9 protein-coding genes are annotated in these 15,477 nt (G+C 67.9%); 8 read left to right on the top strand and 1 reads right to left on the bottom strand.

The genetic code is table 11. The features are described from left to right. The 3 genes from hrpA to HV783_RS26555 all read left to right on the top strand — a co-directional run. The coding region (gene hrpA, locus HV783_RS26565; RefSeq protein WP_254604052.1) for an ATP-dependent RNA helicase HrpA at nucleotides 1-3,872 on the top strand (3,872 nt) is incomplete at its 5' end. 169 nt (nucleotides 3,873-4,041) lie between these two features. Then, nucleotides 4,042-5,775 (top strand): ABC transporter permease, encoded by a 1,734-nt coding sequence (locus HV783_RS26560; RefSeq protein WP_175190177.1) that lies wholly within the window; start codon nucleotides 4,042-4,044, stop codon nucleotides 5,773-5,775. 8 nt (nucleotides 5,776-5,783) lie between these two features. Next, entirely contained in the window at nucleotides 5,784-7,079 is a 1,296-nt protein-coding gene (locus tag HV783_RS26555; RefSeq protein WP_175190176.1) for an ABC transporter ATP-binding protein, read from the top strand. 71 nt (nucleotides 7,080-7,150) lie between these two features. Here HV783_RS26555 and lpxO read toward each other — a convergent pair whose 3' ends face one another. After that, nucleotides 7,151-8,050 (bottom strand): lipid A hydroxylase LpxO, encoded by a 900-nt coding sequence (gene lpxO, locus HV783_RS26550; protein WP_054501263.1) that lies wholly within the window; start codon nucleotides 8,048-8,050, stop codon nucleotides 7,151-7,153. Nucleotides 8,051-8,179: 129 nt separating this feature from the next. Between lpxO and dnaE the strand changes: the two genes are divergently transcribed. From dnaE to HV783_RS26525, 5 genes are read left to right on the top strand one after another with little or no spacing between them, the layout of a single operon-like run. Further along, complete coding sequence (gene dnaE / locus HV783_RS26545) at nucleotides 8,180-11,671, top strand: DNA polymerase III subunit alpha (RefSeq protein ID WP_054501262.1); 3,492 nt, start codon at nucleotides 8,180-8,182, stop codon at nucleotides 11,669-11,671. Beyond that, a complete protein-coding gene (locus HV783_RS26540) occupies nucleotides 11,671-12,762 on the top strand; it encodes a glycosyltransferase family 4 protein (protein ID WP_054501261.1) in 1,092 nt (363 codons plus the stop codon). The genes dnaE and HV783_RS26540 overlap by 1 nt, the downstream gene beginning before the upstream one ends. Continuing rightward, nucleotides 12,759-13,607, top strand: coding sequence for a polysaccharide deacetylase family protein (locus HV783_RS26535; RefSeq protein WP_054501260.1), 849 nt, complete (start codon nucleotides 12,759-12,761; stop codon nucleotides 13,605-13,607). The genes HV783_RS26540 and HV783_RS26535 overlap by 4 nt, the downstream gene beginning before the upstream one ends. Further along, the gene (locus tag HV783_RS26530; protein WP_054501259.1) at nucleotides 13,604-14,359 is read left to right on the top strand and encodes a glycosyltransferase family 2 protein; all 756 of its coding nucleotides are present in this window, start codon (nucleotides 13,604-13,606) and stop codon (nucleotides 14,357-14,359) included. Before HV783_RS26535 ends, HV783_RS26530 begins: the two co-directional genes overlap by 4 nt. Continuing rightward, nucleotides 14,356-15,471 (top strand): glycosyltransferase family 4 protein, encoded by a 1,116-nt coding sequence (locus HV783_RS26525; protein WP_054501258.1) that lies wholly within the window; start codon nucleotides 14,356-14,358, stop codon nucleotides 15,469-15,471. Before HV783_RS26530 ends, HV783_RS26525 begins: the two co-directional genes overlap by 4 nt. Nucleotides 15,472-15,477: the final 6 nt, after the last annotated feature.

Genomic DNA, 15,477 nt, shown 5'->3' with positions numbered 1-15,477 from the left:
CGCGCGCCGACGCCGCGGCCCCGGCGGCGCGCCAGGCGCCCCGCCCCGAGCGGCCCATTCCCGCCGTGACCTACCCCGAGGACCTGCCCGTCAGCGCGCGGCGCCAGGAAATCGCGCGCGCCATCGCCGGCCATCAGGTGGTCATCGTCAGCGGCGAGACCGGCTCGGGCAAGACCACCCAATTGCCCAAGATCTGCCTGGAACTGGGCCGCGGCCGCCAGAAGATGATCGGCCACACCCAGCCGCGGCGGCTGGCCGCCACCTCGGTGGCCAAGCGCATCGCCGAGGAGCTGAATACGCCGATGGGCGAGGTGGTGGGCTACCAGGTGCGCTTCAACGATCGCACCGGCCCCAATGCGTCGATCAAGCTGATGACCGACGGCATCCTGCTGGCGGAGTCGCAGCGTGACCCGCTCCTGCGCCGCTACGACACCATCATCATCGACGAGGCGCACGAACGCAGCCTGAACATCGACTTCCTGCTGGGTTATCTGAAGCAGCTACTGCCGCGCCGCCCCGACCTGAAAGTCATCATCACCTCGGCCACCATCGACGCCGAGCGCTTCGCCCGTCATTTTGCCGCGTCCGAGGACAAGCCGGCGCCGGTGATCGAGGTCTCGGGCCGGCTGTACCCGGTCGAGGTGCGTTACCGCCCGGTGCGCGAGGAAGCCGAGGAAGACGCCGCGCCGGCCAAGCCGGGCCGCGACCGCGAGCGCATGTCGGGCGACGAGGAACGCGACCTGATCGACGCCATCGTCGATGCGGTCGACGAATGCGCCCGCCATGGCCCCGGCGATGTGCTGGTATTCCTGCCGGGCGAGCGCGAGATCCGCGAATCGGCCGAAGCGCTGCGCAAGCGCCACCCGGCCGGCACCGAGGTATTGCCGCTGTACGCGCGCCTGTCGCAGGCCGAGCAGGAACAGATCTTCCATCCGCGCGGCAACGCGCGCCGCATCGTGCTGGCCACCAACGTGGCCGAAACCTCACTGACGGTGCCCGGCATCCGCTTCGTGGTCGATAGCGGCCTGGCGCGGGTCAAGCGCTATTCCTGGCGCAACAAGGTCGAGCAACTGCGCATCGAGCCGGTCAGCCGCGCCTCGGCCAACCAGCGCGCCGGCCGTTGCGGCCGCGTGGGCCCGGGCCTCTGCATCCGCCTCTACGACGAGGCCGACTTCAACGCCCGCGCCGCCTTCACCGACCCCGAGGTGCTGCGTTCCTCGCTGGCCTCCGTGATCCTGCGGATGAAGTCGCTCAAGCTGGACGACATCGAGCAGTTCCCGTTCGTCGAGGCCCCGCCCGGGCGCGCGGTGGCCGACGGCTACCACCTGCTGCAGGAGCTGGGCGCGATCGAGCTGGCCGCGGCCGACGACGGCGACGACGCCAGCCGCACCGGCGCCTCGTTCGTCCTGACCCGCACCGGCCACGAGCTGGCCAAGCTGCCGGTGGACCCGCGCATCGGCCGCATGATCCTGGCCGCGCGCGAGCACCAGTGCCTGGCGGAAATGCTGATCATCGCTTCGGCGCTGTCGGTGCAGGACGCGCGCGACCGGCCCATGCAGGAGCGCGAGGCGGCCGAGGCCGCGCACGCCAAGTTCGCCGACGACAAGTCCGAGTTAATTTCCTTCCTCAAGCTGTGGCGCTGGTACGGCGAGCAGGTGCAGCACAAGGCCTCGCAGCGCAAGCTGGTGGGCCTGCTGCGGCAGAACTTCCTGTCGCCCATCCGGCTGCGCGAATGGCACGACGTCCACACCCAGTTGGCCGCCCTGGTGGGCGAGCAGGGCTGGCGCGTCAACCAGGTCGAAGCCACTTACGAACAACTGCACATGGCGCTGCTGTCGGGCCTGTTGGGCAACATCGGCTTCAAGAGCGACGAGGGCGGCCATTACCAGGGCGCCCGCGAGATCCGCTTCCACATCCATCCGGGCTCGCGCCTGGTGAAGAAGGCCGGCCGCTGGATCGTCGCCGCCGAACTGGTCGAGACCACCCGCCTGTACGCGCGCTGCGTGGCGCGCATCGACCCGGTCTGGCTGGAAAAGGTCGGCGCCCACCTGATCCGCAAGAACTGGTCCGACCCGCGCTGGGAAAAGAAGGCCGGCCAGGTGGTGGCCAACGAACGCGCCACGCTCTACGGCCTGACCATCTACAGCGGCCGCCGCATCCAGTACGGCCGGGTTCATCCGCGCGAGGCGCGCGAACTGTTCATCCGCCAGGCGCTGGTGCCGGGCGAGATCGACACGCGCTTGGCCTTCGTGGCCCATAACCGCAAGCTGATCGCCGGCATCGAAAAGCTGGAACACCAGACCCGCCGCCCCGACATCCTGGTCGACGACGAGCTGATCTACGCCTTCTACGACCGCCAGTTACCAGCCGACATCTCGCAGACCGCGACGCTGGAAAAATGGGTCAACGGCCTCGACAAGGCAGAGGCCGCCAAGCTGCTGCTGACGCGCGACGAACTGATGCGGCACGAGGCCGCCGGCGTCACCACCGACGTCTTCCCCAAGAAGGTGGAGTGGCAGGGCGTGTCGATGGCGCTCGATTACCACTTCGAGCCCGGCTCGCCGCGCGACGGCGTGACGCTGGCGGTGCCGCTGTTCGCCCTGAACCAGATCGATCCGGCGCGCTGCGAATGGCTGGTGCCCGGCATGCTCAAGGAGAAGGTGCACCTGCTGCTCAAGTCGCTGCCGCAGAAGCTGCGCCGCCACTGCGTGCCGCTGCCCGACTATGCCGCCGGCTTCTACGACCGCTGGTTCGAGCGCCTGGGCGACCCGCAGACCGGCCTGGTGGACGCGCTGATCGCCGACATGTGGGACCAGGTGCAGGTGCGCCCGGCCGCCGCCGATTTCAAGCTCGAGACGCTGCCGGCGCACCTGTTCATGAACTTCCGCGTGGTCGACGAGCACGGCCGCATGCTGGCCGCCGGCCGCAACCTGGCGCAGTTGCGCGCCGAGTTCGGCAAGCAGGCCCAGGCCACCTTCCAGCAACTGGCCGCCAGCGACACCCAGGTGGCGCAGGCGCTGGCGCACGAGAACCTGACGTCCTGGACCTTTGGCCCGCTGCCGGAAATCATGGAGATCAAGCGCCGCGGCCAATCGGTCATCGGCTACCCGGCGCTGGTCGATCGCGGCGCGCATTGCGACCTGGACGTGTTCGACGACCCGGACGAGGCGCGCAAGACGCACCGCGCCGGCCTGCTCAAGCTGTTCCGGCTGGGCCTGCGCGAGCAGGTCAAGTTCCTGGAAAAGAACCTGGCCGACCTGACCAGGATCAGCATGCTCTACATGACGCTGGGCACGCAGGAGGAACTGCGCGACCAGATCATCGACTGCGCGCTCGGCCAGGCCTGCCTGGCCGAGCCCTGGCCGGTCAATGAACAGCAGTTCGAGGCGCGCCGGGCCGAGGGCAAAGGCCGGTTGGGCCTGCTGGCCCAGGAAGTGGCGCGCCTGGCGGGCGCGGTGCTGACGGAATACGCGGCCCTGCAGCGCAAGCTGCCGCAGGCCAAACCGCACGCCGCGGCCTACGCCGACCTGCAGCAGCAGTTGGGGGCGCTGATGCCCAAGTGGTTCATCCGCGACACCCCCTATGCGCAACTGTCGCACTTCCCGCGCTATCTGAAGGCGGCGGTGGCGCGCATTGACAAGCTGCGCGCCGATCCCGGCCGCGACGCCAAGCTGGTGGCCGAGATGGCGCCGCTCGTGACGCAGTACCAGCGTGCGCGCTCGGCCCTGAAGGGCGCGCCCGATCCCCGCCTTGACGAGTTCCGTTGGCTGCTGGAAGAGTTGCGGGTGGCCCTGTTTGCGCAGGAACTGCGCACGCCGATGCCGGTCTCGGTCAAGCGCCTGATGAAAAGCTGGGAGTCCCTGCAACGCTGAATTGCGGGTTCGGGCCGGGGCGGCCGCGGCCTCCTCGCGGGGCAATGCGGGGCGGCGCGAGCCGTCCCGTATTACCGCCAGATTTCAGTCGTTTTCTGTTCAGTGACGCGTCATCTGGTTATGCTTCAATTCGCGGGCCTTCACCCCCGCTCCCTGGAGCATTGCCGACATGTTCGAGCTCTTCAGCACCCGGACGCGCCCGTCCTCGTCGTCCCGCTCCGCGCCCAACCGCTGGGATTGGGCGCTCCTGCCTTTGGTGCTGGTGGTGCTGGCCGCCATGGCCTACGGCGCCTCGCAGATGAGCCGTCCCTTCGCCGTCGGCGAAGCGCTGCCGATCTCGCTGGATCCGATCTACCTGCCGTATTACCTGCTGCGCACCATCCTGCGCATGTTCACGGCGCTGGCCTTTTCGCTGCTGTTCAGCTTCATCTTCGCGGCCATCGCGGCCAAGTTCCGCACCGCCGAAAAAGCCATGATCCCGATGCTGGACATCCTGCAATCGGTGCCCATCCTGGGTTTCCAGGCCATCGCCATCGCGCCCTTCATCGCGCTGTTTCCCGGCAACCTGCTGGGGGTCGAGTGCGCGGCGATTTTCGCCATCTTCACCTCGCAGGCCTGGAACATGGCGTTCAGCCTGTACCAGTCGATGCGCACCGTGCCGGCCGAACTGAACGAGGCCGCGCGGGTGTTCCGGCTGTCCGGCTGGCAGCGCTTCTGGCGGCTGGAACTGCCGTACGCCACCCCGGGCCTGCTGTGGAACATGATGATGTCCATGTCGGGCGGCTGGTTCTTCCTGGTGGCGGCCGAGGCCATCTCGGTGGCCGGGCAGGACATCAAGCTGCCCGGCATCGGCTCCTACATCGCGGTGGCCATCGACGCCGAGAACGGCCGCGCCATCGCCTGGGCCATCGGCGCCATGATGGCCGGCATCCTGCTCTACGACCAGTTGTTCTTCCGGCCGCTGCTGGCCTGGGCCGACAAGTTCCGCTTCGAGGAATCGCAGGCCGACGTGGCGCAGCAGTCCTGGCTGCTGGACTGGACCCGCCGCAGCCGCTGGATGCAGGCGCTGTCCAATATGTTCTGGGCGCAGATGCGGCGCGCGCTGGGCTGGTTCAGCGTGTCGTACGACGGCACCTCGATCCGCGCCCGCGCCAAGGCGCCGGACCCGCGCTGGACCCGGGTCTGGGATGCGCTGCTGGCCGCCGGCGCCTTGCTGGCCACCTACAAGCTGGTGGTGTTCGTGCACGCCGAAGTGGGCTGGAGCGAGGTGCTGCATGTGGTCGGCCTGGGCGGCATCACCCTGGTGCGGGTGATGGTGCTGATCGGGCTGGCGTCTATGATCTGGGTGCCGATCGCGGTCTGGATCGGCCTGCGGCCCAAGTATTCGCAGCGGGTGCAGGCGGTGGCGCAATTCCTGGCGGCGTTTCCGGTCAACCTGCTGTTCCCGGCGGTGGTGTTCGTGATGGTGGCGTTGAAGCTCAGCCCCAACATCTGGCTCAGCCCGCTGATCATCTTCGGCACCCAGTGGTACATCCTGTTCAACGTGGTGGCCGGCGCCTCGACCATTCCGAACGAACTGCGCCTGGCCGCCAGCAACCTCGGCCTGAAGGGCTGGCTGCTATGGCGCCGGGTGTACCTGCCGGCGGTGTTCCCCAGCTTCATCACCGGCGCCATCACGGCCAGCGGCGGCTCCTGGAACGCCAGCATCGTGGCCGAGTACGTGTCCTGGGGCAATACCTCCCTGGTGGCCGATGGTCTGGGCAGCTACATCAAGCAGATGACCGAGCAGGGCGATTTCCACCGCATCGCGCTCGGCATCGGCGTCATGAGCATTTTCGTCATGCTGCTGAACCGGTTTTTCTGGCGCAAACTGTATTTGCTGGCCGAAGACCGCGGCCGGTAGGAGTCCTCATGAATTCCAATTTCCTGATCGAACTGCACGACGTCGGCAAGTCGTTCCGCGCCGCGGACGGCACCGCCCGGCACGTGCTGGAACACGTGGACTTCACGTTGCGCGAAGGCGAGATCGTGGCCCTGCTGGGCAAGTCCGGCTCGGGCAAGTCGACGCTGCTGCGCATCATGGCGGGGCTGGTCAACGCCGACCAGGGCACCGTCACCTACCGTGGCCAGCCGGTGTACGGCCCGGCGGCGGGCATCGCCATGGTGTTCCAGTCGTTCGCGCTGTTTCCCTGGCTGACCGCGCAGCAGAACGTCGAGCTGGGCCTGGAGGCCCAGGGCGTGGCGCCGGCCGAGCGCGCCAGGCGCGCCGATGCGGTGCTCGACCTGATGGGCCTGGGCGGGTTCGGCGGCGCCTTGCCGCGCGAACTGTCCGGCGGCATGCGCCAGCGCGTCGGCATCGCCCGCGCGCTGGTCATGAACCCCGACGTGCTGCTGATGGACGAAGCCTTCTCGGCCCTGGACGTGCTGACCGGCGAAACGCTGCGCGACGACATGCTTGAACTATGGGACGAGAGCCGCATCTCGACCAAGGGCATCCTGATCGTGTCCCACAACATCGAGGAAGCGGTCATGATGGCCGACCGCATCATTGTGTTCTCCAGCGACCCCGGCCGCATCCGCAGCCAGGTGCAGATCGGCCTGCCGCGGCCGCGCAATGCCGATTCGCCGCAGGTGCGTGCACTGATCGACGAGGTCTACGCGCTGATGACGCAGCGCCCGGCCCACGACATGCCGACGCCGCGCCAGCAGGGCCTGGGCTACCGCTTTCCGCAGACCGAGGTCGAGCGCATGGAAGGCGTGCTGGACGTGCTGGCCGAGGCGCCGTTCAATGGCCGCGCCGACCTGCCCAAGCTGGCCGAGGAAGCCGAGATCTCCGACGACGACCTGCTGCCGGCCTGCGAAGCGCTGGGCCTGTTCGGCCTGGCCCAGATCGACAAGGGCGACATCTTCCTGACGCCGCTGGGCCAGCGCTACGTGCAGGCCGACCAGGGCCAGAAGCAGGCCATCTTCGGCCGTCAGTTGCTGGCGCACGTGCCGCTGGCCGCGCACATCCGCCACAGCCTGGAACAGGAGCCTGCCGGCGAGTTGCCGGAAAAGAACTTCCTGGATTCGCTGGAGGAATTCCTCAAGCCCGACGAAGCCGAGCGCGTGCTGAAGATCGCGGTGGAATGGGGGCGCTATGGCGAAATCTACGGCTACGACTACCACACCGGCCTGCTGACCTTGCCGGAGCGCGACGCGGGGTAGGGTGGGGAGCGGCGGGCCGGACGGCCCGCCGTGCTGGCGTGATGACCGCGCGATCCGCGCGGTCGGCCCGATCACAGGGCGATGAAGCCCGCGATCACCAGGATGATGAGGCCGTACTTGGTGGCCTTGTAGACGTTGCGGTTCCAGGCCTTGAAGGCCTTGCGCTTCTGGTCGATGACCCAGTGCGCATGGGTCAGCTTGTTGATGGCGCCGGTCTGGTCGCCGCCGTCGTTGGGCGAGCTGGCCGCCGACATCACCACGCGGCCGAACCAGCGGTTGAAGGCTTCGGCCCAGCCCCACTTGAGCGGCCGCTCGACGTCGCAGAACAGGATGATGCGGTTCTGGTCGGTGTGGTTGTAGGCCTCGTGCACGTAGGTCTCGTCGAACACCACGCTTTCGCCGTCGCGCCAGCTATAGGATTCGCCGTCGACGATGATGTGGCAGCGGTCGTCGTTGGGCGTGGCCAGGCCCAGGTGGTAGCGCAGCGACCCGGCGAACGGGTCGCGGTGCGGGTTGAGCTGGCCGCCGGGCGGCAGTTCGGCGAACATGGCCGCCTTGACCTTGGGCAGCGTCTTCAGGATGGCCACCGTCTTGGGGCACAGTTCTTCGGCCGAAGGGTGGCGGGCGTCATACCACTTCAGGTAGAAGCGCTTCCAGCCATACTTGAAGAACGAATTGAAGCCGATGTCGTTGTGGCTGTCGGCCGCCTTGATGCGGCGCATCTCGGCCATCTGCAGGGCTTCGTCGCGGATCGTCTCCCAGTTGTCGTCCAGCACCTTGAGCTCGGCGATTTCGCTGGTGGTCAGGTAGGGCGTCGACGGCACGCGCGAGCTCAGCACCATGAAGGCGTTGATCGGCGCCAGCAGCACCGAGTGATCCAGCAATTGCCGGCCCAGCGGCAGCTTGACGCGGCCACGGAAGTGCGCGAACAGGATGGCGGCGAGCCAGATCCCGGGTATCAGCCATTTCATACGTAAATCTCGTCCTGCGGCGGGTGAGTCAGGTCCAATCGCCTATTGTTACACAGGGGCGCCCGGCAGGCCCGGGGCGAATCGTCGCAGCGGCGGTTTTCGCTCTTGCGACTGGGTACAATTCCCGCTATGTCCGAAGCCGTAACAACCCCGTCCCCATTTGTCCACCTGCGTGTCCACTCCGAGTTCTCGGTGGTGGACGGCATCGTGCGCATCCCCGACCTCATCAAGCGCGTGGCCAAGCTGGGCCAGCCCGCGGTCGCCCTGACCGATCTGTCGAACCTGTTCGGCCTGATCAAGTTCTACAAGGGCGCGCGCGGCGCGGGCATCAAGCCCATCGCCGGCTGCGACGTCTGGCTGAGCAACGACGAAGATCCCGCCAAGCCGTTCCGCGTGCTGCTGCTGGTGCGCAACCACCAGGGCTACCTGAACCTGTGCGAACTGCTGTCGCGCGCGTTCCTGACCAACCAGGGCAAGGGCCGCGCCGAAATCCGCCGCGAATGGCTGCAGGGCCAGGACGGCCTGATCGTGCTGTCGGGCGGCCGCGGCGGCGACGTCGGCCAGGCGCTGGACGCCGGCAACGCGGTGTCGGCGCTGGCGCTGGCGCGCCAGTGGGCGCACATGTTCCCGGGCAGCTACTACATCGAGCTGCAGCGCGTCGGCATGGACGGCGACGAAGCCTACACCCAGGCCGCCATGCGCCTGGCGGCCGAGGCCGGCCTGCCGGTGGTGGCCACGCACCCGGTGCAGTTCCTGGACGAATACGAATTCCAGGCGCACGAAGCCCGCGTCTGCATCGCCGAAGGCGAGATCCTGGCCAATCCGCGCCGCGTGCGCCGCTTTACCAAAGAGCAGTATCTGCTCAGTTCCGAGGAAATGGCGCGCCGCTTCGCCGACGTGCCCTCGGCGCTGGCCAATACGGTCGAGATCGCCAAGCGCTGCAACCTCAGCCTGGTGCTGGGCAAGCCGCGCCTGCCGAATTTCCCCACGCCCGACGGCGTGTCGCTGGACGACTACCTGGTGCAGTTGTCCGAAGAGGGCCTGGAAAAGCGCATGGCCTTCCTGTTCCCGGACGAGGCCGAGCGCGCGTCCAAGCGCGAGCAGTACTACGAGCGCCTGCGCTGGGAATGCAAGACCATCATCCAGATGGGCTTCCCGGGCTACTTCCTGATCGTGCAGGACTTCATCAACTGGGGCAAGAACAACGGCGTGCCGGTCGGCCCGGGCCGGGGTTCGGGCGCCGGTTCGCTGGTGGCGTACGCGCTCGGCATTACCGACCTGGACCCGATCCGCTACGACTTGCTGTTCGAGCGCTTCCTGAACCCCGAGCGGGTCTCGATGCCCGACTTCGATATCGACTTCTGCCAGGACAACCGCGAACGCGTCATCGACTACGTCAAGGAAAAGTACGGCCGCGCCGCCGTGAGCCAGATCGCCACCTTCGGCACGCTGGGCGCCAAGGCCGTGGTGCGCGATGCCGGCCGGGTGCTGGACATGCCCTACATGTTCTGCGACGGCCTGTCCAAGCTGATCCCGTTCAACCCGATGGATCCGTGGACGCTCGAACGCACCCTGAAGGACGAGCCGGCCTTCAAGGACCGCTACGAGCAGGAAGAGGAAGTGCGCGCGCTGGTCGACCTGGCCAAGCCGCTCGAAGGCCTGACCCGCAACATCGGCATGCACGCCGGCGGCGTGCTGATCGCGCCCGGCAAGCTCACCGACTTCTGCCCGCTGTATTGCCAGCCGGGACAGGAAAACAGCGCCGTCTCGCAGTTCGACAAGGACGACGTCGAAGCCGCCGGCCTGGTCAAGTTCGACTTCCTGGGCCTGCGCAACCTGACCATCCTGGACTGGGCCGTGCGCTACGTGCGCCAGTTCAACGAGGACAAGCGCGACTTCGACGTCATGGCGCTCAGCCTCGACGATCCGGCCGCCTACAAGATCCTGTGCGACGCCAACACCACCGCGGTGTTCCAGCTTGAATCGCGCGGCATGAAGGAACTGCTCAAGAAGCTGCGGCCCAACACCTTCGAAGACATCATCGCCATGCTGGCCCTGTACCGTCCGGGGCCGCTGGAATCGGGCATGGTGGACGACTTCGTCAACCGCAAGCACGGCCGCGCGGCCGTCGACTATTTCCACCCGGATCTGGAAGCGACCCTCAAGAGCACCTACGGGGTCATCGTCTACCAGGAACAGGTGATGCTGATCTCGCAGATCATCGGCGGCTACTCGCTGGGCGGCGCCGACCTGCTGCGCCGCGCCATGGGCAAGAAAAAGCCCGAGGAAATGGCCAAGCACCGCGAGCTGTTCGAGAAGGGCGCCAAGGAAAAGGGCCACGATCCGGATCTCGCGGTCAAGCTGTTCGACCTGATGGAGAAGTTCGCGGGCTACGGCTTCAACAAGTCGCACTCGGCCGCGTACGCGCTGATCTCGTACCAGACCGCGTGGCTCAAGGCCTACCATCCGACCGAGTTCCTGGCCGCCACCATGTCCTCCGACATGGACGACACCGACAAGGTCCAGATCTTCTGCCGCGACGCCCAGGACAACGGCGTCGAGGTGCTGCCGCCGGACGTCAACTTCTCGGGCTACCGCTTCGAGCCGGTGGCCGACAAGTACACCGAAAAGGGCAAGCCGCCGCGCACCATGCGCTACGGCCTGGGGGCGGTCAAGGGCACCGGCCAGGGCGCGGTCGAGGACATCCTGCGCGCCCGCAAGGAAGGCGGCCCGTTCCAGAACCTGTTCGACTTCTGCCGCCGCGTCAGCAAGCACGCGGTCAACCGCCGCACCATCGAGGCCCTGATCAAGGCCGGCGCGTTCGACACCATCGAGCCGAACCGCGCCGCCATGCTGGCCTCGGTCCCGACCGCCATGGAAGCGGCCGAGCAGGCCGCGCGCAGCGCCAACCAGTCCTCGCTGTTCGGCGACGACAGCAGCGACGTGGTGGCCGGCGAGCTGGCCAAGGTGGCGCCGTGGGACCTGCACAAGAAGCTCACCGAGGAAAAATCGGCGCTGGGCTATTACTACAGCGGCCATCTGTTCGACGCTTGGCGCGACGAAGTGCGCCAGATCGTGCCGATGCAGCTCGCGCGGGTCGAGCCGCAGCGCGACCTGCAATGGATGTGCGGGGTGCTGGCCAGCGTGCGCGTCATGATGACGCGCCGGGGCAAGATGGTGTTCGCGGTGCTGGACGACGGCACCGCGCAGGTCGAGATCTCGGTTTTCAACGAACTCTACGAAAAGCACCGCAACCGCCTGCGCGAAGACCAACTGGTCATCGTCCAGGGCAAGGTCAGCAACGATGACTATTCGGGCGGCATGCGCATCGTCGCCGAGCAACTGTACGACCTGCAACTGGCGCGCGAGGCGCGCGCCAAGTCGCTGCGCGTCAAGCTCAATGGCGGCGCCGACGCCGCGCGCCTGCGCCAGATGCTCAACCCGTTCCGCGCCGAGCCCGAGAACGGCATCCCCGGCGTGCCGGTGGACATCGTCTACACCAAGAACAATTTCCTCTGCACGGTGCGGCTGGGCGAGGAATGGCGCGTGCGCATGGCCGACACGCTGCTCGAGAACCTGAACGCCTGGACCAAGCCGAACGGCGTGGAGGTCACGTACTGATGCGCATCGTCCACTCGGAAGCCGCCACCAGTTTCGGCGGCCAGGAAGGCCGTATCTTCAAGGAGATGAACGCCATGCGCGCGCGTGGCCATCACCTGGAAGCCATCTGCCAGCCGACCGCGCTGCTGGCCGAGCGCCTGTCGGACGCCGGCTTCACCGTCCACACGCTGGAGATGGACGGGCCGGTCAACTACCTGAAGGGCGTCGCCGCCATCCGCCGCATCCTGCGCGAAGGGCGCTTCGACGTGCTCAACACCCACAGCCGGCGCGACACCGTGATCGCCGCGGCGGCCGGCCGCCTGGCGGGCACGCCGCTGATCGTGCGCACCCGCCACCTGTCCAACAAGGTCGGCTCGCTCTGGTCGTACACGCGCCTGCCGCATCGCGTCACCACCGTCAGCGACCACGTGCGCGAGCACCTGATCGAACGCGGCGTGCCGGCCGATCGCGTCGCCACGGTCTATTCGCCGATCGTGCTGCCGCCGCCGGTCGAGCATTCGACCCTGCGCGAGGAACTCGGGCTGGCGCCGGACGATCTGGTGGTCGGCTGTGTCGCCGTGATGCGCGCCACCAAGGGCCACAAGGACCTGATCGACGCCATCGCGCCGCTGATGGCGACCCGGCCCAAGCTGCACCTGGTGTTCGTGGGCGGCGGCTCGCCAGTGTTCGAGCAGACCCAGGCCTACGTGGCCGAACGCGGCCTGGCCGATCGCATCCACCTGATGGGCACGCGCCGCGACGTGCCCAACCTGCTGGCCGGCTGCGACCTGTTCGCGCTGGCGACCCAGCAGGAGGCCTCCGGCACCGTCTACGTCGAAGCCCAGGCCAGCGGCCTGCCGGTCATCGGCACCGACGTCGGCGGCGTGTCCGAGATGTTCCGCGACGGCGAAACCGGCATCCTGGTGCCGCCCAAGGACCCGGCCGCGCTCACCGCCGCGCTCGAAAGACTGATCGACGACGCCGCCTTGCGCCAGCGCATGGGCGAGGCCGGCCGCAAGATGGTCTGGGAAGAGGGCGTGTTCTCGCCCGCCCGCCTGGCCGAGACCACCGAGGCCGTCTACACCCGCTGGCTGGCGGAGCGGCGCCGATGAATGCGCCCAACGTCCCGGTGCTGATGTACCACCACGTCACGCCGGCCGGCGGCATGATCAACGCCATGCCCGACGTGTTCGAGGCCCAGATCGCGCGCCTGGCGCGCGCCGGCTACCAGTCGCTGTCGGCCGACCAGTTCGCCGCCTACCTGGCCGGCGCGCCGGCGCCCGAGCGCTCGGTGCTGATCACCTTCGACGACGGCTATCTCAACAACTGGGTCCACGCCCATCCGGTGCTGGCGCGCCATGGCATGCGCGCCGTGCTGTTCACCATCACCGGCTGGATCGGCGACGGCCCGGTGCGTCCGCATGCCGGGCAGGGCCTGCCGCTGCCGGCCACGCCCGACCACGACGCCAGCAAGAAGCTGATCGCCGACGGCCGCGCCGACGATGTCATGCTGCGCTGGAGCGAAATCGAGGCGATGCGGGCCGCCGGCACCTTCGAATTCCATTCGCACACCCATACCCACACGCGCTGGGACAAGATCTGTGGCGCCGATACCGAGGCCAAGCGTGCCCACATCGTCCAGGAGCTGGCCGATTCGCGCGAGACGCTGATGCGCCGCTTGGGGCAGGTCAGCGACCACCTCTGCTGGCCGCAGGGCTATTTCGACGCCGACTACGTGGCGGCCGCCCGCCAGGCGGGCTTCCGCCACCTGTACACCACCGACCCGTTCGGGCAGAACACGCCCGGCGCCGATCCCGGGCACATCTACCGCTTCGCGGTGCGCAACCAGGGCGGCACCTGGCTGAACCGGCGCATCTGGCTGTCGCGCGACCCCTTCTGGGGGCCGCGCTATCACGCCTGGAAAGCCTGGAAAAAGCGTCTTAGGAATCGCGGATGAAGTTATCAGTCATTGTCATCACCAAGAACGAAGCGGCCAACATTGCCGATTGCCTCAAGTCGGTTGCCTTCGCCGACGAGTTCATCGTGGTGGATTCCGGCAGCACCGACGGCACGGTCGAACTGGCGCGCGCCCTGGGGGCGCGCGTCGAAGTGACGGCCGACTGGCCCGGGTTCGGCCGGCAGAAGAACCGCGCGCTCGACCTGGCCACCGGCGACTGGGTGCTGTCGATCGACGCCGACGAGCGCGTCACGCCCGAGCTGGCCCGTGAGATCCTGGACACCATCGCCGCGCCGCGCGGCGAGGTCTACGAGATCGCCCGCCTGTCGAATTTCTGCGGCCGCGACATTCGCCACAGCGGCTGGTGGCCCGATTACGTGCTGCGTCTGTTCAAGCGCGGCACGGCGCGATTCAACGACGTGGCGGTGCACGAACGGGTCGTGCCGTCCAACGGCCAGCCGCCGCTGCGGCTCGCCGGCCACTTCCGGCATTACCCGTACGACAACCTGGATGCGCTGATCACCAAGATCAACCGCTACTCGTCCGACGCCGCCGCGATGATGTACGCCAAGGGCCGCCGCACCTCCGTGTTCGGCGCGCTCGGCCACAGCTTCTGGACCTTCGTGCGCATCTATCTGATCCGGCGCGGTTTTCTCGATGGCCGCCATGGCCTGGTGCTGGCGGTGACCGCCGCCGCAGGCAGCTTCTTCCGCTATTCGAAGCTGATGTTCCTGGCCGAGAAGAACAAGTGAGAATCCTCTACACCAACTTCCACGCCAACAACGGCGGCGGGCACGTCACCTATATCATCAACCTGGCGCGCGCCCTGGCCGCCGAGCACCAGATCACGGTCGCCGCGCCCGCCACCAGCCGCCTGTACCGCTACGCCAAGGCGATCCCGGGCGTGACCGTGGTGGAAATGCGCTACACCACGCGCCCCTCGTCCTGGTTCAGGGACCGCGCGCGGCTGCGCCGCCTCATCCGGGACGGCCGCTTCGACATCATCCACGCCAACGGCTCGGCCGACCACAAGCAGGTGATGCTGGCGACGCTGGCCATGCCGCGTCGCCCGCGCATCGTCTTCACCAAGCACAACGACCATCCGGTCGCCAGCTTCGGCCACAAGCTGCGCGTGGCGCTGGCCACCGATCACAGCATCGCGGTCAGCGACTACATCCATCGGCTGCTGGCCGATTCGCCCTATAGCAAGCGGCCCATCACCACCATCCGCCACGGCATCGACACGCGCTTTTTCGCGCCGCCGCCGCCGGACAGCCTGGACAAGCTGCGCGAGATATTCTTCGGACCGGACTGGCGCGGCAAACTGCTGCTCGGCAGCGCCGGCGGCACCGACTACGACAAGGGCTGGCTGGATCTGGTGGCCGCCGTGGCGGCGCTGCCGCCGGGCGACCGCGAGCGCGTGCTGCTGCTGGTGGCCGGCGACCCGCCGTCCGAGGCCAAGCTCGACCGGGTGCGCGAGCTCGGCATGATCGACCAGGTGCGCTTCCCTGGGCTGCTGGACGACGTGCGGGCGGCGCTGGCCTCTTGCCATGCCGGCTTCGTGTTGTCGTACCGCGAGGCGCTGTCTTTCGCCTGCCGCGAGATCATGGGCCTGGGCCTGCCGGCGCTGGTGACCGACGCCGGCGGCCTGCCCGAGAACGTGACCGACGGCGTCGACGGCTGGATCGTGCCGGTGCGCGACGTGGCCGCCATGACCGCGCGCCTGCGCCTCATGCTGGATGACCCCGCGCAGGTGCGGGCGATGGGACAGAACGCCCGCCAGACCGCCGAGCGCGACTTCAACCTGGCGCGTTTCGCGCAAGCCACGGTCGACGTCTACCAACGAACATTGGGTGGACACTGAGCCTCT

It is taken from the genome of Achromobacter dolens, from assembly GCF_902859745.1.
GTDB classification, from domain to species: Bacteria; Pseudomonadota; Gammaproteobacteria; order Burkholderiales; family Burkholderiaceae_B; genus Achromobacter; species Achromobacter dolens.
This window is presented reverse-complemented; position numbering and strand designations above follow the sequence as displayed.